The sequence below is a fragment of the Citricoccus muralis genome, from assembly GCF_029637705.1.
GTDB lineage: Bacteria > Actinomycetota > Actinomycetes > Actinomycetales > Micrococcaceae > CmP2.
In genome coordinates this window covers 1646009-1666981 of record NZ_CP121252.1, presented here as the reverse complement: position 1 = coordinate 1666981, position 20973 = coordinate 1646009, and the positions used below count along the sequence as shown (strand labels likewise).

Here is a 20973-nt window from a genome sequence, read left to right as displayed (position 1 = left end):
GCGGATTGTAGGCTTGACCGGTGATCAATCCCCTGCGTGACACCGCCGATCGTCGACTCACGAGGATCGCCGGGCCGTCGGCCCTGGTCCTGTTCGGAGTAACCGGCGACCTGGCGCGCAAGAAACTGCTCCCCGCCATTTATGACCTCGCCAACCGCGGGCTCTTACCGCCGGGGTTCTCCCTGGTCGGATTCGGCCGCCGCGACTGGGACGACGACGCCTTCACCGAGCAGGTGCGGTCCTCCGTAGAGGCCTCCGCACGCACCGAATGGAACCAGACCGTATGGGACCAGCTGCGCGGCGGATTCCGCTTCGTCTCCGGTGGGTTCGACGACGCAGCCGCCTACGAAAAACTAGGCGAAGTGCTCACCGAGCTGGAATCTAGCCGCGGCACCGGCGGCAACACCGCGTTCTACTTGTCCATCCCGCCGGACTGGTTCGCCGAGGTCTCCCAACAGCTGGTAGACCACGAGCTCGCTGGCCGTGATCTGGCCAGTGACCGCCCCGCCGCCGACCGCCCCTGGCGCCGGGTTGTCATCGAGAAGCCCTTCGGCCACGATCTGGCCAGTGCCCGCGAACTCAATGACGTCATTGAGCAGGTCTTCGAGCCGGACGCCGTATTCCGGATCGATCACTATCTGGGCAAAGAAACCGTACAGAACCTGCTGGCACTGCGCTTTGCGAACCGCCTGTTCGAGCCACTTTGGAACTCCCAGCACGTGGACCATGTGCAGATCACCATGGCAGAGAACATCGGTATCGGTGGGCGCGCCGGCTACTACGATGGGGTGGGGGCGGCCCGCGACGTCATCCAGAACCACCTGCTCCAGTTGCTCGCCCTCACTGCCATGGAGGAGCCACTGTCGTACGAGGCGCACCATCTGCGAGCCGAAAAAGAGAAGGCCCTCGCCGCGGTCACCGTGCCAGAGGATCTCAGTCTCGCCTGTGCCCGGGGTCAGTACACCGGAGGGTGGCAGGGCGGCGAAAAGGTCGTGGGCTTCCTCGAAGAGGAGGGGTTCAACCCCGAATCCACCACCGAGACCTACGCCGCGCTGAAGCTCGACATCAAGAACCGGCGCTGGGATGGTGTGCCGTTCTACCTGCGTGCCGGCAAACGACTCGGCCGCCGCGTCACCGAAATCGCCGTCGTCTTCAAAAAGGCACCGAATCTGCTGTTCTCAGAGCACGATGCCGAAAACCTGGGACAAAACACCGTGGTGATCCGCGTCCAGCCGGATGAGGGTGTGACCATCCGCTTCGCTTCCAAGGTGCCGGGCACCCAGCTGGAGATCCGCGACGTCACGATGGACTTCGGCTACGGCCACGCATTCACGGAAGACTCTCCGGAAGCTTATGAGCGACTCATCCTGGATGTGTTGCTAGGCGAACCGCCGCTGTTCCCCCGGCACGAGGAAGTGGAGCTGTCCTGGCGGATTCTGGATCCCTTCGAAGAATACTGGGCTTCCCTACCGGATCAACCGGAACCCTATACCCCCGGTAGTTGGGGTCCCGCCAGCGCCGACGCGCTGCTAGAACGTGACGGACGCGTCTGGAGGAGGCCCTGATGCTTGTGGATCTTCAGAACACCACCACCGCCACGCTGGTCAAGGAAATGGACCGATTGCGTGAAGTCGGCGGCGTCGTCGCACTGGGACGGGTTCTCACCCTGATTGTGTCCACCGATGCTGACCGCGCCGAATCGGTCATCCAGGCAGCCAACGCCGCCTCCCGCGAGCACCCCTGCCGCGTGATCGTCTACGCCGCCGGTGACCCGAACGCCGTGACCACCCTCGACGCGCAGATTCGGGTGGGCGGCGACGCCGGTGCCTCCGACGTGGTGGTGCTCTATGGTCATGGGGCCAACGCTACTGAATCCGAATCCTTGGTCAGCGCCCTGTTGCTCCCGGACGCTCCCATCGTGGTGTGGTGGACCCATCAGATTCCCGAGGAGCCGGCCGCCTCTCCCCTGGGCCGGATTGCCCACCGGCGCATCATGGATACCAGCGTGGGACACGACGTCGTGGGGTCCCTTCGGAAGCTCCGGAAGGGCTACTCGGCCGGGGACACCGACCTGGCGTGGACACGACTCACCGGTTGGCGCATCCAGCTGGCGGCTATTTTCGACGACGTCGACGCCAGCACCGTGCGTTCCGTGACCGTGGAAGGTGCCGTGGACTCCGCCTCCACGATCCTGCTGGCCGCTTGGCTGACCTATCGTTTCCAGGTGCCGGTCACGATGGCTCGCACCCCGGGGCAAGGCATTCGGTCCGTGCGATTCGTGCGCGCCGAAGGCGATATCGTGTTGGCACGCCCCGCCGGTCAAGCAGTCGCGTCGCTGTATCAACAGAACCGTCCGGTGCAGCGGATCTCCCTGCCACGCCGTTCCGCCCAGGACTGCCTGACCGAGGAACTGCGACGCATGGGGCCCGACGACATTTTCGGTGAAGTGCTCCAGTGCGGACTGCCCCGAACCGACCTGAAAGTAGTGGCCCCCAGTGAACGTTAACGTGCAGCAGTTCCCCGATCGTGCCGAGCTCTGCTTCCAGGCAGCGGAGTCTCTCCTCGACGTGGTGACATCCGCCCTCCAGGAACGCGGCATCGCCCATGTGGTGTTGACGGGTGGTTCCACCGGCATCGGTATTCTCACCGCTCTCAGCGAACGTCGGCGGGCCCGCACCGCATTGGACTGGTCGAACGTGCACTTCTGGTTCGGGGATGAACGCTATCTTCCGGAAAACGATGGCGATCGCAATTCGCTGCAGGCCGACCAGAGCGTCCTGAATGAACTGGTGGCCGAAGGACTGATCGGGCAGGCCCAGGTACATCGTGTGGCTGGTCCTGACGCCTCCAAAGACATCGCAGATGCCGCCCGTCGCTACTCCGAGGCGCTGGCCGAGGCGGCCTCGACGAGTCCGGGCCCAGACGCCCGGCTCCCCCGGTTTGATGTGTTGTTGCTCGGGGTGGGTCCTGATGCCCATGTGGCCAGCCTGTTCCCCGATCGTTCCGGCCCCACAGAACTCGGCGCCACCGTCATCCCCGTCGAGAACTCCCCCAAACCACCATCGTTGCGCGTCTCGTTGACCGTGGAGGCCATCAATACCGCGGACCGGGTGTGGTTCGTGGTCGCGGGAGCCGATAAAGCCGATGCTGTCGGATCCGTCAGAGCAGCACAGCAGGCCGGGGAACGTGATGCGCAGCGTCTGCCCGCGAGCCTGGTGCAAGGCCGTCAGGAAACCGTCTGGTGGCTTGACGACGCCGCGGCCGGTCACTGACAGACATCTCTGACAATCCGCTGTACGTCAGCGAACACGCACAGACCCCGGGACCATAGTGGTCCCGGGGGTCTGTGCGTGGTGGGCGGACGACGAGGCTGAGCCTAGAAGTCTCCCGAGAAGCGCATCATGAGTCCGAGCACGACGATGATGCCGCCCCAGAGCACGCCCAGGGTCACAGTCAGCCGGGTGAGGTTCCGCTCTGCGACGCCGGAAGATCCGAGTGAGGAGGAAACGCCCCCACCGAACATGTCCGACATGCCGCCGCCGCGTCCCTTGTGCAGGAGCACGAGCACGACCAGCAAGAAACTGATCAGGATCAGTGCGATCTGCAGAACTAGCTTGAGAATGTCCACGAAGTATTCTTCCGTCCTTTGCCGACTCAGGTACTGTTGAGGCCGGTCAGTCAGTCAACAGGTGATGCTCGAACCTAACAATGTTAGCAAATTCCGCCTCATCGAGGCTGGCCCCACCCACGAGTGCACCGTCGACGTCACGTCCCCGCAGGATGCTGGCGACGTTGGCAGCCTTCACCGATCCGCCGTAGAGCAGGCGCACCGACTTTGCGGTCTCGGCGTCATACAGTTCTTTAATGCGGGCACGCAGGGCGGCACACATTTCCTGTGCGTCCTCCGGCCCGGCGACTTCACCGGTGCCGATAGCCCACACCGGTTCGTAGGCGATGACCGCTTCGGCCACGTCCTTGGCCTCAATCCCGTGGAGCGCCGCCGTCAGTTGGCTCAGCGTGAACTCAATGTGGTCACCGGCCTGACGCGTCTCGAGCCCCTCACCGATGCAGATGATCGGGGTGAGACCGTGCTTGAGGGCGGCCTGCGTCTTGCGCTGGACGAGGGCGTCGTCCTCACCGTGGATGCTACGCCGCTCCGAATGGCCGACCAACACGTAGCTGCAGCCCAGCTTGGCCAGGAAGGCGCCCGAGATGTCACCCGTGTACGCGCCGGAATCTTCCGGGGACAGATCCTGGGCTCCGTAGCGCAGGGGAAGCTTGTCCCCCATCACCAGGGTCTGGACGCTGCGCAGATCGGTGAACGGTGGAAAGATCGCCACTTCCACCTCGTCGAAGTCGTGGCGGGCATCGTTCAGTGTCCACGACAGCTTCTGCACCAGGGTCACCGCTTGCTGGTGATCCAGGTTCATCTTCCAGTTACCGGCAATCAGCGGGGTGCGCACGTAGGCGCCATTATTCTTCGTCGTCATTCTGCCTCCAGCTCAGTCCTGCAGCGCCTGTACGCCCGGGAGCTGCTTGCCCTCCAGGTACTCCAGCGAGGCGCCGCCACCCGTGGAGATGTGTCCGAACTGGTCATCCGCGAAGCCCAGTGCGCGCACGGCTGCTGCGGAGTCACCGCCGCCGACCACGCTGAGACCGGACACCTGGGTCAGTGCCTCGGCCACCGTACGAGTGCCGGACGCGAACGCCTCCATTTCGAAGACGCCCATGGGACCGTTCCAGAAGACGGTGGAAGCCGAAGCGATGATCTCCGCGAAAGCGCGTGCGGATTCGGGACCAATATCCAGGCCCAGGGCGTCCACGCCGTGCGTCCCGGATTCCAGCCTATCCACGGGCAGCACGCTGTGATCAGCGTCGGCGGCGAAAGAAGCAGCCATCACGATATCGGTGGGCAATACGATCTGGCAGCCGCCCTGCTTTGCCCGCTCGAGGTATGCCGTGACGACAGGAATCTGATCCTCTTCCAGGAGTGAGGACCCGACGTTGTATCCCTGTGCTTTAAGGAAGGTGAACACCATGCCGCCTCCGATCAAGAGCGTGTCGGCACGGTCCATCAGATTGTCGATGACGGCGAGCTTGTCGGAGACCTTGGAACCACCCAGAGCGACCACGTAGGGACGCTCCGGGGTTTCGGACAGCCGGTTCAGCACGGTCAGCTCGGTGGCGACCAGCGGGCCCTGCACGGCCGGAAGCAACGCGGCCACATCGAACACGGAGGCGTGCTTGCGATGCACAGCGCCGAAAGCGTCCCCCACGTAGGCGCCTCCTGGAGCAAGCGCCGCCATCTCCGCAGCCAGTTCGGCGCGTGCTGCGTCGTCCTTGGAGGTCTCGCGGGCGTCGAAGCGCACATTCTCCAACAACAGGATCTCGCCGTCGCTGAGGCCAGCGGCCAGTTGCTGAGCGGAGGGCCCGGAGACGTCTTCGGCCAGGGCGACCTCGCGGGAGGACAGCTCGCGCATCCGGGCGGCCACGGGGGCCAAGGAGTACTGCGGTTCGGGGGCGCCCTTCGGTCGACCCAGGTGGGCCATGACGATGACGCGGGCACCGGCCTCGGCCAAAGCGGTAATGGCGGGCAGTGAAGCGCGGATGCGTCCGTCGTCGGTGACGCGCTCCGCATCGAGCGGAACGTTGAGATCAGACCGAATCAGCACGGCGCGTCCGGAGACACCGGATTCGATCAGGTCGTGGAGCGTCTGTGCGGGCATACTGGTGTCCTCCATAAGGTGATGTGGGGTCAGAGTACGAAGCGGTGAATCCCTGCTCCATACTAGACAGCCCGGCGCCTCTGCGCGGAGTCGGGTTGCCTTCGTGTCGAGGATCAGAGCTTCTCGGCGACGTATTCCACCAGGTCGATCAGCTGGACGGTGTAACCGTATTCGTTGTCATACCAGCCGATCACCTTGACGGTCTTGCCGATGCTCTTCGTCAACGGCGCGTCAAAGGTACACGCCGCTGGCGAAGTGATGATGTCGGTGGAGACGATCGGATCTTCGGAGTACACCAGGCGACCCTTGAGGCCAGCCGACTCCGAGGCCAGACGGAACGCCTCGTTGATTTCTTCTACCTCAGCGTGGCGCGACAATTCAACCGTCAAGTCAGTGGCGGAACCGGTAACGGTCGGAACGCGCATGGCGAAGCCGTCGAGTTTGCCGCTGAGCTCAGGGATGACCTCGCCGATGGCTTTGGCCGCGCCGGTCGAGGTGGGCACCATATTCTGCGCGGCGGCACGGGCGCGACGACGGTCCTTGGGGTGCGGGTTGTCGTGCAGGTTCTGATCCCCGGTGTAGGCATGGATCGTGGTCATGATGCCGTCGACGATGCCGAAGTTGTCGTGCAGCACCTTCACCAGGGGCGCCAGGCAATTGGTGGTGCAGGACGCCGAGGACACGACGTCCATGCTGGCGCCGTCGTAGGTCTCGTGGTTGATACCCATCACGAAGGTGCCATCGACCTCTTTGCCGGGTGCTGAGAGCACGACCTTGCGGGCTCCAGCTTCGATGTGCTTGCGGGCCTCTGGTCCCTTGTTGAACCGGCCGGTGCACTCGACGACGATGTCGACCTCCAGCTCCGCCCAGGGTAGCTGTGCGGGGTCCTTCTGCTGGAAGAACGCGATGCTCCGGTCCCCGACTTTCAGGCGTCCCTCTTCCAGTGAAATCTCTCCGGGGTAGCGGCCCAGAATCGTGTCGTACTTGACGAGATACAGCAGGTCCTCGGGGGCGGCCAGGTCGTTGACGGCGACGAGCTCGAGTTCGGGGTGGCGCTCTTGGATCACACGGAGTGCGTTGCGACCGATGCGACCGAATCCGTTGATGGCGATCTTTGTCATGTGTAAAGCCTTTCCAGCAAGATTCCGGGGTGATACTCAGCGGTGTCCAGCGGTCGGTTGACCGAAGACGATAGGAAGGGAAATACAAGAGGACCGGGTACTGCGACCCAGGTGACAGCGTAGCCGGTCATGAAGCGAGCCCGGCCGACCGCCTGTGGAAAGGAGGTCGGCCGGGCTCGGTGGTCATGGGTGTCAGACCAGCTTCTGAGCGCCGGAGCGAGCTGCTGCGAAGCGCTCGGCCACATCAGCCCAGTTCACGATGTTCCAGATGGCGTCGACATAGTCAGCCTTGACGTTCTGGTAGTCGAGGTAGAAAGCGTGCTCCCACATGTCCAGCTGGAACAGCGGAATGGTCGCGACCGGCACACCGTTCTGCTGGTCGTAGAACTGCTCGATGACCAGGTTCCCCCCCACCGGCTCGTAGGCCAGGATGGCCCAACCGGAGCCCTGGATGCCCAGCGCTGCGGCCTTGAAGTGGGCGCGGAACTTGTCGAAGGAGCCAAAGTACTCGTCGATGGCGGCGGCCAGCTCGCCTTCTGGTTTGTCGCCACCCTCCGGGGAGAGGTTCTTCCAGAAGATCGAGTGGTTGGTGTGACCCCCCAGGTTGAAGGCGAGGTCCTTCGACAGTTGGTTGATAGCACCGAAGTCCTCGGCCTCACGAGCGGCGGCGAGCTTCTCGAGAGCGGTATTGGCGCCCTTCACGTAGGTCGCGTGGTGCTTGTCGTGATGTAGCTCCATGATGCGAGCCGAGATGTGCGGCTCGAGTGCTGCGTAGTCGTAGGGCAGTTCGGGCAGAGTAAATTCAGCCACAATTCCTCCTTGTTGCGAATTGATTGATGCCTGTGAAGAGGCGTCTATCCCATACTAGGCACTTGCCCCGGGAGGGTCGTCAAGAGTTCAGCTCTCAGCGACGCTGAATGTCGCGGTGTGACACTGAACTCAACGCGCATTCAGGGCAGATTACTCGTCGTCGAGCAGCTCCGCGGTGACCGCATCGTCGGTGTTCGGAATGCCCTCTTCCGCGGCACGCTTGTCGGCCATCGCCAGCAGTCGACGAATCCGGCCCGCCACAGCATCTTTCGTCATCGGGGGCTGCGCCAGGCGGCCCAGCTCATCGAGAGAAGCCTGTTTGTGCTCAATGCGCAACTCACCGGCGTACTTGAGGTGGTCAGGGACGTCATCCCCGAGAATCTCCAGCGCGCGAGAAACGCGGGCGCCAGCGGCAACGGCGGCCTGAGCGGACCGGCGCAGATTGGCGTCGTCGAAGTTGGCCAGACGATTCGCTCCGGCGCGCACCTCTTTGCGCGTGCGGCGTTCTTCCCAAATGTTCACGGTGTCCGTGGCCCCCATCCGGCGCAGCATGGTGGCGATGGCGTCGCCGTCACGAATGACCACACGATCCACCTGCCGCACCTCGCGGGCCTTGGCGATGACTCCGAGCCGGCGTGCCGAGCCGACCAAAGCCAGCGCGGCCTCCGGACCGGGGCAAGTGATCTCAAGTGCGGAAGAGCGCCCTGGTTCCGTCAGCGATCCGTGAGCGAGGAACGCTCCGCGCCACACAGCTTCGGCATCGGCCACCGATCCGTTCACCACGGTCGCGGGAAGACCCAGCACCTGGCGTCCACGAGCGTCCACGAGTCCGGTCTGACGCGCCAGGGCAGCACCATCTTTAATCACGCGAATGACATAGCGGGATCCGCGTCGCAGATTGCCACCGGAGACGACCACCATGTCGGAGGTGTTGCCGTATACCTCGGAGATTGCCGTCCGCAGTCGTTTTGCGGCGGCCTCGTAATCGAGTTCAGCCTCGATCACGATCCGATTGTTGACCAGGTACAGTCCGCCCGCGAAGCGCAGGGTCGAAGCGACCTCTGCTCGTCGTTCTGAGCTGCGCAGAGCCTTGACGTGCGCGAGCTCTTCCTTGACGGCGGCGGTCAATGCCATACCTGTGCCTGCTTTCCTTGCGATGGACGTGGACCCAGTTGAATCCGGAGGATCAGTCGAAGCGGTCAAACGCTTCGTGAAGTGCAACAGCCAGTCGTAGTGGATCGTGGACGCCCGGGCTTTGCTTGCTCATCACTCTACTAAAGACAACCTCGGCCTTCAGCGCCTCAGCGGCGGCCCGGAACTCGTCACGCTGGGTGATCACATCCGGGTCGGCGATGATTACGTCGAGCGTGAGATTGGGTGCGTAGCTTTGCAGAACATTGAGGTGGTCGGCCGGAGACATCCCAGTGGTTTCGGAGGTATCCGATTCTAGGTTCATCACCAGGGCGCGACGGGCCGGAGTGGAGCATACCGCATCACGCTGCTGCGGGAGCAACAGGTGCGGAAGCACGGAGGTGTACCAGGAGCCGGGACCGAGTATGACCCAGTCTGCCAGCTCCATCGCCTCAAGTGATTCGGGTGTGGCCGGTGCATCCGCTGGGAAAAGCGAGATATGACTTACCCGACCCTGAGCCGCTGCGGTGGCGAGGGCGACCTGTCCAGAAACGGTTCGGGTCGTGAGTCCGCCGTTGTCATGGTCCGCCAGCACCGTGCCGGAGATCGTCAACGGCACGGTCGACATCGGTAAAACGGATCCGCGAGCACCTAACAAAGCTCCGGCCCAGCGCAACCCATCCACCGGATTGCCCAGCTGTTCCCACAGGGCCACGATCAGGAGATTGCCCAGGGCATGATTGTTCAGGGTTCCTTCCGAATCTGGTCGGGTGCTGAACCGGTACTGGAGGGTGTCGTGCCAGGTGCGGCCCCAGTCTGTGTCGTCGCAGAGGGCAGCCAGTGCCATGCGCAGGTCGCCCGGTGGCAACACGTCCATCTCCTGACGGATGGTCCCGGAGGATCCCCCATCGTCGGCCACCGTCACAATGGCTGTGATTTCACCCGCAATGAGTCGCAGTGCAGACAGGGTCGCGTAGAGCCCGTGCCCGCCTCCCAGTGCGGTGACGGACAAGGCCGGGTCGTAGTGGCTTCTTTGCCGAGTCACCGGGGTCGGAAGTGGGGTCAGCGGCAGCTGCCCTGTGAAATGGAGACTCATTCGCGCCCCAGGTCCCGATGGTGAGTCTTCACCATGACGCGTGGTTGCTGGCCCAGACGGTGGGCCAGTGCTTCGGCGATCGCGACAGAGCGGTGCTTGCCGCCCGTGCAGCCGATGGCGAAGGTAGCGTAGTGCTTGTTCTCGCGACGGTAGCCTTCCAGCACGGGCTGGAGCGCATGCACGTACCGATCAACGAACGTCTCCGCCCCTTCTTGGACCAGAACAAATTCGGAAACAGCAGCATCCTGACCGGTGAGGTGACGCAACTCGGGCACCCAATGAGGATTCGTGATGAATCGGACGTCCGCCAGGAAGTTCGTGTCCTGCGGAATGCCGTACTTGAACCCGAAACTCATCACGTTGAGCCGCAGCACCACCGGGCCGTTCTCGGAGAACAACTCCACCATGGATTTGGCAAGCGCATGGACGTTCATCTCCGTGGTGTCGACGACGAGCTCGGCCTGTTCCTTGAGCTCGGCGAGTACCCGGCGTTCCACAGCGATGCCGTCAGAGATCCGTCCCCCGCTCTGCAGGGGGTGGGGCCGTCGCCCGGATTCGAACCTGCGGACGAGCACATCGTCGGCGGCATCGAGGAACAAAATTCGATATTCGACGCCGTCGGTGGAGAGCTGTGCCAGGGATTCCTGGAGGTCGTAGAAGAATTCTTTGGTGCGTACGTCGACAACCAGTGCCAGCTTAAGCTCGGACTCCGGGCTCTTGCCCAATAATGCGGCGAGGGTGCTGAACAGCTGGGGTGGTAGGTTTTCGACGACGTACCAACCCTGGTCTTCCAAAGCGTGCGCGGCCGTCGTTCGGCCGGCACCGGACATGCCGGTGACGATTAAGACTTCCTTGGTGGGCGGTTTGACCGGTGTCAGCTCTTCAGTCATACCGTCAGCCTACCGACTCTGCCGAGTCCTTGCTCTTCGCCGAGTCTTTGGTGCCGAGATTTTCTCGAATGGCTTGCGCCAATTGAGGTCCGATTCCTTTGACGGCCGTGAGCTCGTCGATGCTTGCTGCACGCAGACGCTTGATCGATCCGAACTGCTTCAGCAAGAGTTTTCGTTTCGCTGGCCCCAACCCAGGGATCTCGTCCAAAGCGGACTGAACCATGGATTTTGAGCGTTTGTCACGGTGGAACGAAATCGCGAAACGGTGGGATTCGTCGCGGATCCGCTGCAGCAGGTAGAGCCCTTCTGAGGTGCGTGGAAGCACCACCGGGAACTCCTCTCCGGGCAGCCACAGCTCTTCGAGGCGCTTCGCCAGGCCGACGACCGGAATATCCGTGACGCCAAGTTCAATGAGGGCCGATTGGGCGGACGAAACCTGCGCGGGCCCACCGTCCACGACGACGAGTGATGGTGGGTAAGAAAATCTCTTCTTCTCGCTGGTGTCGTCCTCGTCGATCTCGCCGCTGACTACTTCGGGGGTTTCTGTTTGCTCCCGGAGATAGCTCTTGAAGCGTCTTGTGAGGACGTCATGCATGGCCGTGGTGTCATCGCGGGCCGCATCACCTGTAACAGCGAATTTTCGGTAAGCAGACTTCTGTGGGAGGCCGTCTTCCACCACGACCATGGAGCCAACCACATTGGTCCCCTGCACATGGGAGATGTCGTAGCACTCGATACGCAGCAGGGGTTCCGGGAGTTCCAGCGCGTCCTGGAGTTCCCGCAGAGCAGCCGAGCGCGTGGTGATATCCCCGGAACGTTTGGTCTTGTGAGATCGGAGGGCCAAATCCGCGTTTTCGGCCACAGTCTCCAACAGAGCTTTTTTGTCACCGCGTCGCGGAACTCGCAAGTCGACTCGGCTCCCCCGCCGTTCGGTAAGCCACTCGGAGAGCTCCTCTGGCTCTGAAGGTAGGGCCGGGACCAAGACCTCTGCTGGAATGCGGGAGACATCGTCGAGATCACCATAGACCTGCTGGATCAGCTGCTGAACGAGCTGTTCACTCGTGGTTTCTTCGACCTTCTCGACCACCCAGCCGCGTTGCCCACGGATTCTTCCGCCGCGAATGTGGAATACCTGGACTGCTGCCTCGAGTTCGTCTTCGGCGAAGGCGAAAACATCCGCTTCGGTATTCTCCGATAGTACGACGGCGTTGCGCTCGAAGACGCGCTTCAATGCGGCGATGTCATCGCGACGGCGTGCAGCATCTTCATAGCGCAGTTCGTCAACGGCCGACTTCATTTCGGCCTCAAGTTCACGCAGGTATCCAGAGACATTTCCCGTCATGAAATTGCAGAAGTCTTCAGCCAGTCGGTAGTGGTCTTCGACAGAAATGCGGCCCACACAGGGCGCCGAGCACTTGTCGATGTAGCCCATCAGACAGGGACGCCCTGACATTTCTGCGCGACGGAAGACTCCAGCCGAGCAAGTACGGACCGGAAAGACGCGGAGCATACGGTCAACGGTCTCCCGAATAGCCTTGGCCGGGTGGAAGGGGCCGAAATATTTCACCCCTTTGCGACGATCGCCGCGCATCACCATCACGCGCGGATACTTTTCATCCATCGTCACCGCGAGGTACGGATATGACTTGTCGTCGCGATACATGATGTTGAATCGCGGCGTGTATTGCTTGATCCAGGTGTATTCAAGCTGGATGGCCTCTAGCTCTGAGCCGACGACGGTCCATTCAACCCCGGCGGCCGTGTGAACCATGGCGCGAGTTTTGGCGTGCAGTGTCTCCGGACGAGCGAAGTATGAGGTCAGTCGTGACCGAAGGTTTTTCGCCTTGCCGACATAGATTACGCGACTTTGATCGTCCTTGAAGCGGTACACACCGGGCCGGGTGGGAATCTCCCCCGTTGCGGGACGGTACGTTGCTGGATCAGCCACTCTGCTCCTGGAATGCTGTGAGGCCCTGTTGGCGCCGCCTAGCGCGAAGAATCGGGATGGGAAGTCGAATTATATTGGTCGACGCGTTCTTGTCCGGTAATCGCGGCGATTGCGTCCATGATCCGTTCCGTGGTTTGTCGGCGGACCGGCAAGGAGTGTTTGCGGCCCAACTGCTCCACCTGGATGGGCTTGCCAATGGTCATCGTGAATTTATGCGGCAGAGCCATGGTCCGCCCTGGGGGCTGCAGACGATCAGTGTCCGCTAGACCCACCGGCACGACAGGAGCACCTGTAGCGAGTGCCAACCAACCAACTCCGGTGCGACCACGATAGAGACGACCGTCGCGGGAGCGGGTGCCTTCCGGATAGATGCCCACCCCGTGACCTGATTCGACGAGCTGAACGAGTTCTTCCAACGCTGCAACGGATGCGGCCTGCTCACCACGTTCAACAGGAATCGAGCCGACAGACTCGAAAAACCCCTTCATCATTCGGCCGCGGATCCCGGTGCGATTGAAGTACTCTGCCTTAGCGAAAAAGTGCACCATGCGCGGGCTCATGGCCTGGATGATCACGGAATCGAAGAACGAAAGGTGATTGGAAGCGACGATGAATCCCCCGGACTCGGGCACGTTCTCGAGACCCGTCACCTCGGGGCGGCAGGTCGTCTTCAACATGGTGCGCACGCTAGTCCGCACGGCGTTGCTAGGAGCCACGTCTGGCCTTTCCTCGCTTCATCTTGTGCAACTACATCCTATCGGCCTCACGCCGAGGATGGTTTCGGTCCGCGCAGCTCAGAGCACTTCGGCGAGGAACTGACCCGTGTAGCTCTCAGCCACCGTGGCTACTTCCTCAGGGGTACCGGTGGTGACGATCGTTCCGCCACCGGAGCCGCCTTCTGGACCTAAGTCGATCACATAGTCGGCCGACTTGATGACATCCAGATTGTGCTCGATGGTGACCACAGTGTTGCCCTTCTCGACAAGACGATTGAGCACACCGAGCAAGCGACGGATGTCTTCGAAATGCAGCCCGGTGGTGGGCTCATCCAGCACATAGATGCTGCGCCCGTTGGATCGGCGCTGCAGTTCCGTGGCAAGTTTCACGCGCTGGGCCTCGCCACCCGACAGGGTGGTTGCGGGTTGTCCCAGTCGCACGTAGCCGAGACCGACATCCACCAGCGTGTCGAGATACCGGGAGATCTTTGTGTATGCGGAGAAGAACTCCGCTGCTTCCGAGATCGGCATATCGAGTACCTCGGCGATGGTCTTGCCCTTGTACTGAACCTCGAGCGTCTCACGGTTGTAGCGCGACCCCTGGCACACCTCACAGGGCACGTAGACGTCCGGGAGGAAGTTCATCTCGATCTTCAGGGTTCCGTCACCGGAACAGGCCTCACAGCGACCGCCCTTAATGTTGAACGAGAACCGGCCGGCCTGATAACCACGGACTTTCGCTTCCGGGGTGTCCGCGAATAGCTTGCGGATCGCGTCGAAGACTCCGGTGTAGGTGGCCGGGTTGGAGCGTGGGGTGCGCCCGATCGGTGACTGGTCAACGTGAATCACCTTGTCGAGCAGGTCCACACCGGTGACGCGCTTGTGGCGGCCGGGAACATGTCGAGCGCCATTGAGCTGATTGGCGAGAACCTTGTAGAGAATCTCATTGACTAGAGTCGACTTGCCCGAGCCGGACACACCGGTGACGGCCGTGAACACACCTAGCGGGAAATCGACGCTGACGTTTTGGAGATTATTCTCGCGGGCCCCCACCACAGTGAGCTGACGCTGTGGATCAAGGGGACGTCGGGTCTCCGGAACGGCAATGCTGCGGCGTCCGGAAAGGTAATCACCAGTGACGGAGCGTTCGTTGGCTTTGAGTCCTTCCAACGAACCTGAATGGACGATTTCACCGCCCTGTTCGCCGGCGCGGGGACCAATGTCGACGATCCAGTCCGCCTCAGCAATCGTGTCTTCATCGTGCTCAACAACGATCAGAGTGTTGCCCAAGTCCCGCAATCGGATCAGGGTCTCAATCAGGCGGCGGTTGTCACGTTGGTGCAATCCAATGGACGGTTCATCGAGCACGTACAGGACGCCCACCAACCCTGAGCCGATCTGCGTGGCGAGACGAATCCGCTGGGCTTCGCCGCCCGACAAGGTTCCTGCAGGACGTTCGAGATTCAGGTAGTCGAGACCCACGTCGATGAGGAAGCGCAACCGTGCTTTGATTTCCTTGAGGACCTGGTCCGCGATGCGAAGATCGCGATCGGTGAGTTCCAGATCATTCATGAAGGCAATGGCTTCTTCCATGGGAAGACGCGATACCTCGGCAATCGACTTATCGCCCACGAGCACGGAAAGCGCGGTGGGGTTAAGTCGTGCGCCCTTGCAAGCAGGGCAAGGAATCTCGCGCATGTACGCCTCGTAGCGGTCACGTGCGTGATCCGACTCTGTCTCGAGATGCTTGCGCTTGATGTAGTCGATGACACCTTCGAAACCGGTGCTGTACTTTCGTTCGCGGCCAAATCTGTTGCGGTATTGGACCACGACCTTGTAGTCCTTGCCGTGCAAAAGTGCCTTACGGGCTTTAGCGGGCAAATCTTTCCACGGGGTTTTGAGCGAGAAGTCCAGTTCGTCCGCTAGCCCGGCCATCAGGCGCTGCCAGTATTCGGCGGTTGACTTGCCGATGGACCACGGGGCGATGGCCCCGCCTTCCAGAGAGAGGTCTTCGTCCGGAATGACGAGTTCCTCATCCACCTGGAGCTGAGAGCCAATACCCGTGCAGGTTGAGCAAGCGCCAAACGGGTTGTTGAAGGAGAACGAGCGCGGTTCAATCTCGTCAATGGTCTGTTCGTGTCCATTCGGGCAAGACAGGTTCTCCGAGAATGAGCGGTACTTGGGTTGGCCGTCGGCATCAACGGCGTGGAACTCTCCCGCATTGGCACGATCTGGGTCGACGGTGGCTTCGATGTCCACGAAATCCACGACGACGAGCCCCTCGGCCAGCTTCAGCGCCGTCTCAATCGAATCGGTGAGCCGCTGACGGATACCGTCCTTCATTGCCAAACGGTCGATGACCACAGCAATGGTGTGTTTGATCTGCTTCTTCAGCTTCGGCGGATCCGTGAGTTGCACGATCTCGCCGTCGACAATGGCACGGGAAAAGCCTTGCGTAGACAGGCTGGAGAACAGGTCCACGAACTCGCCCTTACGACCGCGCACCACCGGCGCGAGCACCTGGAATCGAGTTTTCGTGGGCAACTCAGAAAGCTGATCAACGATCTGCTGTGGCGACTGGCGTTTCGCAGGTTCCCCGCATTCGGGACAATGCGGTACGCCGATACGCGCCCACAGCAGACGCATATAGTCGAAAACCTCGGTAATCGTGCCGACGGTTGAACGCGGGTTGCGGTTGGTCGATTTTTGGTCGATCGAGACTGCCGGAGACAAGCCCTCGATGAAGTCGACGGCCGGCTTGTCTACCCGGCCCAAAAACATACGCGCATACGACGACAGCGATTCCACATAGCGCCGCTGGCCTTCGGCGAAAATCGTGTCGAAAGCCAATGATGATTTTCCGGAACCGGATAGGCCGGTAAAAACGACCATGGAGTCGCGTGGAATATCTAGGTTGACGTTCTTCAAGTTGTGTTCGCGTGCCCCTTGGACGACGATCCGGTCGTGCGTGGCACTCCCCCGACGACTCGCAGGCGCACCCTCCGGGCGGGAAGCCAGGGCCGCTGAGTCGGTATCAAGTGATGGAGTGGTTGAGACAGTCACAGCGTGATCCTCGCATCGATAAAGAAGTGGAACAACATCTACTGTATGCCAGCAAGACTTCGAACGCACATTCGAGCACGTGCTGTGGTGCTGTCGTTCGCTAACAGCACACCGCCGGACGGAGCGCAGGCCAGCTAGTCAGGGCGGCTGATCCATCTCTACACTGAGTCTCATGTCTTCGTCAGCCCACAGCACCGCCGGCCCCATCACTGTCGTCCAGGATCTTCCTGAAGTAACGATCCGGACACGTTCGGTGTCGTCGATGGACAACAACGTCTATCTGATCACGTCGAAGACCTCGGGAACCCAGGTGCTGATTGATGCTGCGGACGACCCGGCCGCCATCATGGAACTCCTTGCCTCGGCAGCGGTGGACACGCCCTGCCACACCACCCTGGCCGTCATCATCACCACTCACCAGCACTGGGACCATGTGCGTGCGCTGGCCGAGGTGTCCGAACAGACCCAGACCTCAACGGCCGCGGGAACCGCGGACGCGGATGCAATTCAGGAACAAACATCGGTGACGCCGAAGGTGCTGTTGAATCACGGCGACGCCGCCCATTTTGATGGGATCTCGTTAGACATCATCGGGCTTCGGGGCCACACTCCCGGTTCGGTCGCCTTGGCCTTTGTTCCCGACGCCGATGCACCTACCGTGCTGTTCACGGGCGACTCGCTGTTTCCCGGTGGTGTAGGAAATACGCAGAACGATTCAGTGCGGTTCACGCAGCTCTTCGACGATGTCACGTCCCGGATTTTCGACGTCTATGACGACGACACCATCGTGCTGCCCGGCCACGGCGCGAGCACCACGCTCGGCCAAGAACGGCCACACTTAGACGAATGGCGGGCCCGCGGCTGGTAGGTCGCCCGCCAACCACTCTCGTCTCAGATCTGGTAGTCGAGCACTTTCTGACCGACCACGAAGACGCGACGCATTGAGAAGACCGTGAGCGTGGTTCCGTCGGGTGCCTCATAGGGCGGATAAGCCCGCAACATCGCTTCCCGGTATTCCCGTGTGTACTGCTCTTCGAGCCGAGTTCCGTCGCGTTCATCTGCGGCAGCGAGCCCTTGGAGGACGGGGCGCAATGCAGCACCACGAACCCAGGCGTAGACTGGTTCCTCCCCCAGCAGCGACTGCAAATAGGTGGTCTCCCAGACATTGGGGCGTAGTCCGGCGTCGATCAGGGTCTCGATGTATTCCAACGGCGTGTAGATCGATTCGCGGGTATAGGTGCCGCGCGAGGCGTCCGCGTACTCCGGGCGTCGCGCCAATTCGCTGATCATGGCGTGCGAGGTCGCGGCATAGTTTCCGGGGACCTGCATCCCGAACCATGCCCCCGGCTTCAGGGCCTTGAGCCAGGAGCTCATCAGCTGACGGTGCTGAGGGATCCACTGCAGCATCGCGTTTGAGACGACGACGTCGACCGAATGGTCTGGCATCCATTCTGTGGCGTTGGCGTGCTCGAAACGGAGATTCTTCGGGGCCTGAGGATCATCGGACTGCATCCGGCGGGCGGCCAGAACCATATCTTCCGACGAATCAAATCCGATCACCTCGGCGTCTGGCCAGCGCTCAGCCAGGGTGCGGGTCATGGTGCCGGGTCCACAGCCCAAGTCGATGACCACCTTGGGACTAGGCGCGTCGATCACGGACGTCAGGTCCTTAAACGGGCGGGCGCGGTGGTCGGAGAACTTCGCGTACTGAGCCGGATCCCAGTTGAAATCGTGCATGGGACCACGCTATATCGGTCTTCAGCTACCTGCCGATGACCGCGACACTCGAGGTCACACGGAGTCGCGGTGCCGGATAAGCTGGGTGGCGATGAGACTCCTCGATTATCTTCCCGACGCCGATGAACTCCGCGATGCAGCTTCCGGCGGTAGCGACCTGATCTACGGCCGATTTGTCGAATGGACGCAGTCCCGCGGAATATCGCTCTACCCGGCCCAGGAAGAAGCAATGCTTCACCTGGTGGAAGAGGACAACGTCATCCTGGCAACCCCGACCGGGTCTGGTAAGTCCATGGTGGCGCTCGGCGCCCACTTCCACGCACTGTCTTACGGACGGCGCAGTTACTACACCGCACCCATCAAAGCGCTGGTGTCGGAGAAGTTCTTCGCCCTGGTCGATGTCTTCGGTGCGGATAACGTGGGCATGGTGACGGGCGATTCTTCCGTGAACGGCGATGCTCCGATTATTTGCTGCACTGCCGAGATTCTTGCGAACGGAGCATTGCGGGAAGGATCCGGTCTCGACGTTGGCGCGGTCGTGATGGACGAGTTCCATTTCTATGCGGATCCGCAGCGTGGCTGGGCGTGGCAGGTGCCCTTACTAGAATTGCCTCAGTCACAGTTCCTGCTGATGAGTGCCACACTCGGTGATACCAGCCGGTTCGAGAAAGACCTGACGGAACGTACCGGTCGAGAGACGGTGACCGTTGCCCACGCTGAACGTCCGATTCCGCTGAGTTTTGAGTATTCGGAGGAACCAGTTCAGGACAAGATCGCGGAACTGGTGAGCACGAAGCAGGCACCAGTTTATATTGTGCACTTTTCGCAACTGGACGCTATCGAACGTGCCTCGGCCTTGTCCTCGATTGATGTGACCACCCGGGCTGAGAAGGACGCGATCGCTGAAAGAATCGCCGGCTTCCCGTTCTCCGCTGGATTCGGAAAGACTCTGAATCGCCTGGTGCGCGCTGGAATTGGCGTGCACCACGCCGGGATGCTGCCGAAATATCGGCGCCTCGTGGAGCGTTTGGCCCAAGATGGATTACTCAAAGTGATCTGCGGGACCGACACCCTGGGGGTGGGGATCAACGTGCCCATCCGCACGGTGGTGATCACCGCACTGAGTAAGTTTGACGGCACGCGGACGCGGCACCTCAACGCCCGCGAATTTCATCAGATTGCCGGTCGAGCCGGACGCGCCGGTTTCGATACCTCCGGCACGGTGGTGGTCCAAGCTCCCGAGCACGTCATCGAGAATCTTCAGGCCCAAAAGAAGGCGGCCACGAAATTCGCCAACATTAAGGATGAGGCGGAGCGCAACAAACGGATCAAGCAGTCGACGAAGTCCAGCCCCAAGAAGACGCCTCCGAAAGGCTTTGTTTCCTGGGGTCAGGCAACCTTCGAGAAACTGGTCCAGGCCACTCCGGAGCCGATGGTCTCCCAGCTGAAGGTCAACCACTCCATTCTGTTGAACCTGCTGAGTCGGCCGGGCGACCCGATTCGCGCGGTACGCCGTTTGGTGCGCAACAGCCACGAACCGCCAGCCAAGCAGGCCGGACTGTTGCGGCAGTCATTGGGCATCTTGCGAGAGCTCATGGTCACCGGTGTGGTGGTACGCCGTCCCGAACCTGATGAGTTTGGCCGAATGATCGACGTCACGGTGGATCTCCAGCCGGACTTTGCCCTTAACCAGCCGCTCTCCCCCTTCGCGCTGGCGGCATTCGAGCTCCTCGATCCGGATTCGCCCACCTACGCTCTGGACTTGGTGTCCATTGTGGAAGCCACCTTGGATTCGCCGCGGCAGGTGATTTCGGCTCAGGTGAAGAAGGCGAAAACCGAAGCCATGAGCGCGATGAAGAGCGAGGGCCTGGAGTACACGGAGCGAATGAAGGCACTCGATGAGGTGACCCATCCACGCCCGCTGGCGGAGATGCTGGAGGAACAATTCGAGAACTATCGCCAGGGTGCGCCGTGGCTATCCGATTTTGAGCTGGATCCAAAATCCGTGGTCCGCGACATGTTCGAACGCGCCATGGGATTCACCGATTACGTTAATTTCTACGGGATCGCTCGCTCCGAGGGTGTGTTGTTGCGTTATCTCACCGACGCCACCAAGGCACTGCGGCAGACCATCCCTCAAGACACTCGGACCGAGACACTGGACCTGATCCAGGAATGGCTCGAGGCCCTGATCAAGCACACCGACTCGTCGCTGCTGGAGGAGTGGGAAGACCTGGTCGCCGGCGACGTTGAAGAGCTCCGCAAAGACTTCGAGACCCTAGCTCCTCCGGCGCCACCGCGACTCACGGACAACGAGCAGGTCTTCACCGTGATGGTGCGCAACGCGATGTTCCGGCGCGTGGAGCTGTTCGGCGCCGAACAGGATGCGCGACTGGCCGAACTCGACGATGTTCCGGACCGTGCCCGTGCCTTCACTGCGGACGACTGGGCTGATGCTCTCGACGAATATTTCGGCGAGTACGAGGATGTCGACGACTCCCCGACCGCACGCGGCCAGCAGTATTTCCAGGTGAATCGGAAACCAGACCTGACGGACCAGGAACGCGCCGATTCCGGCATAGCTGAGTCACGGTATTGGACGGTGCGCCAGATTCTGGTGGACCCGGAGGGCAACCTTGATTTCGGGATCAACGCCGTAGTGAACCTCGACCGTTCTGATGAGCAGGGATCCCCCTCGATCCTGGTCCTCTCCGTGGGGGCACCTGGAGCGTAGG

At 61.6% G+C, this 20973-nt stretch carries 17 protein-coding genes; 5 read left to right on the top strand and 12 right to left on the bottom strand.

Translation table 11 applies throughout. The features are described from left to right. Positions 1-20: 20 nt before the first annotated feature. From zwf to pgl, 3 genes are read left to right on the top strand one after another with little or no spacing between them, the layout of a single operon-like run. Positions 21-1565, top strand: a complete 1545-nt coding sequence (gene zwf, locus P8192_RS07625; protein WP_278155902.1) for a glucose-6-phosphate dehydrogenase — start codon at positions 21-23, stop codon at positions 1563-1565. Beyond that, positions 1565-2506 carry a glucose-6-phosphate dehydrogenase assembly protein OpcA gene (locus P8192_RS07620; protein WP_278155900.1) on the top strand — a complete coding sequence of 314 codons (942 nt, stop codon included), beginning with the start codon at positions 1565-1567 and terminating at the stop codon, positions 2504-2506. Before zwf ends, P8192_RS07620 begins: the two co-directional genes overlap by 1 nt. Continuing rightward, a complete protein-coding gene (gene pgl / locus P8192_RS07615; protein ID WP_278155898.1) occupies positions 2496-3272 on the top strand; it encodes a 6-phosphogluconolactonase in 777 nt (258 codons plus the stop codon). Before P8192_RS07620 ends, pgl begins: the two co-directional genes overlap by 11 nt. A gap of 104 nt (positions 3273-3376) precedes the next feature. Here the strand turns inward: pgl and secG are convergent, their stop codons facing one another. The 11 genes from secG to uvrA form a co-directional block, all read right to left on the bottom strand. Further along, positions 3377-3628, bottom strand: a complete 252-nt coding sequence (gene secG / locus P8192_RS07610; protein WP_270105274.1) for a preprotein translocase subunit SecG — start codon at positions 3626-3628, stop codon at positions 3377-3379. A 46-nt stretch (positions 3629-3674) separates the two neighbouring features. Next, positions 3675-4490 carry a triose-phosphate isomerase gene (gene tpiA, locus P8192_RS07605; protein WP_278155896.1) on the bottom strand — a complete coding sequence of 272 codons (816 nt, stop codon included), beginning with the start codon at positions 4488-4490 and terminating at the stop codon, positions 3675-3677. 12 nt (positions 4491-4502) lie between these two features. Next, positions 4503-5726, bottom strand: a complete 1224-nt coding sequence (locus P8192_RS07600) for a phosphoglycerate kinase (RefSeq protein WP_278155894.1) — start codon at positions 5724-5726, stop codon at positions 4503-4505. Between the two features lie 113 nt (positions 5727-5839). Then, complete coding sequence (gene gap / locus P8192_RS07595) at positions 5840-6847, bottom strand: type I glyceraldehyde-3-phosphate dehydrogenase (protein WP_278155892.1); 1008 nt, start codon at positions 6845-6847, stop codon at positions 5840-5842. A 192-nt stretch (positions 6848-7039) separates the two neighbouring features. After that, on the bottom strand, positions 7040-7657 hold the full coding sequence (locus P8192_RS07590; protein ID WP_270105278.1) for a superoxide dismutase: 618 nt from the start codon (positions 7655-7657) through the stop codon (positions 7040-7042). 150 nt (positions 7658-7807) lie between these two features. Beyond that, positions 7808-8791 carry a DNA-binding protein WhiA gene (gene whiA / locus P8192_RS07585; protein WP_270105279.1) on the bottom strand — a complete coding sequence of 328 codons (984 nt, stop codon included), beginning with the start codon at positions 8789-8791 and terminating at the stop codon, positions 7808-7810. 52 nt (positions 8792-8843) lie between these two features. Beyond that, positions 8844-9884, bottom strand: coding sequence for a gluconeogenesis factor YvcK family protein (locus P8192_RS07580; protein WP_270105280.1), 1041 nt, complete (start codon positions 9882-9884; stop codon positions 8844-8846). Continuing rightward, entirely contained in the window at positions 9881-10774 is an 894-nt protein-coding gene (gene rapZ / locus P8192_RS07575) for an RNase adapter RapZ (RefSeq protein WP_270105281.1), read from the bottom strand. Before rapZ ends, P8192_RS07580 begins: the two co-directional genes overlap by 4 nt. 4 nt (positions 10775-10778) lie before the next feature. Continuing rightward, on the bottom strand, positions 10779-12722 hold the full coding sequence (gene uvrC, locus P8192_RS07570) for an excinuclease ABC subunit UvrC (RefSeq protein WP_270105282.1): 1944 nt from the start codon (positions 12720-12722) through the stop codon (positions 10779-10781). A 38-nt stretch (positions 12723-12760) separates the two neighbouring features. Then, positions 12761-13438 (bottom strand): lysophospholipid acyltransferase family protein, encoded by a 678-nt coding sequence (locus P8192_RS07565; protein WP_431521092.1) that lies wholly within the window; start codon positions 13436-13438, stop codon positions 12761-12763. A 78-nt stretch (positions 13439-13516) separates the two neighbouring features. Beyond that, entirely contained in the window at positions 13517-16456 is a 2940-nt protein-coding gene (gene uvrA / locus P8192_RS07560; RefSeq protein WP_270107572.1) for an excinuclease ABC subunit UvrA, read from the bottom strand. 217 nt (positions 16457-16673) lie between these two features. On the opposite strand from uvrA, the gene P8192_RS07555 reads away from it, so the two are divergent. After that, positions 16674-17369 (top strand): MBL fold metallo-hydrolase, encoded by a 696-nt coding sequence (locus P8192_RS07555; RefSeq protein WP_270105284.1) that lies wholly within the window; start codon positions 16674-16676, stop codon positions 17367-17369. Between the two features lie 23 nt (positions 17370-17392). Here P8192_RS07555 and P8192_RS07550 read toward each other — a convergent pair whose 3' ends face one another. After that, on the bottom strand, positions 17393-18238 hold the full coding sequence (locus tag P8192_RS07550; RefSeq protein WP_278155885.1) for a methyltransferase domain-containing protein: 846 nt from the start codon (positions 18236-18238) through the stop codon (positions 17393-17395). Positions 18239-18329: 91 nt separating this feature from the next. On the opposite strand from P8192_RS07550, the gene P8192_RS07545 reads away from it, so the two are divergent. Then, positions 18330-20972: a DEAD/DEAH box helicase gene (locus tag P8192_RS07545; RefSeq protein ID WP_278155883.1), complete on the top strand. Its 2643-nt coding sequence runs from the start codon at positions 18330-18332 to the stop codon at positions 20970-20972. Position 20973: the final 1 nt, after the last annotated feature.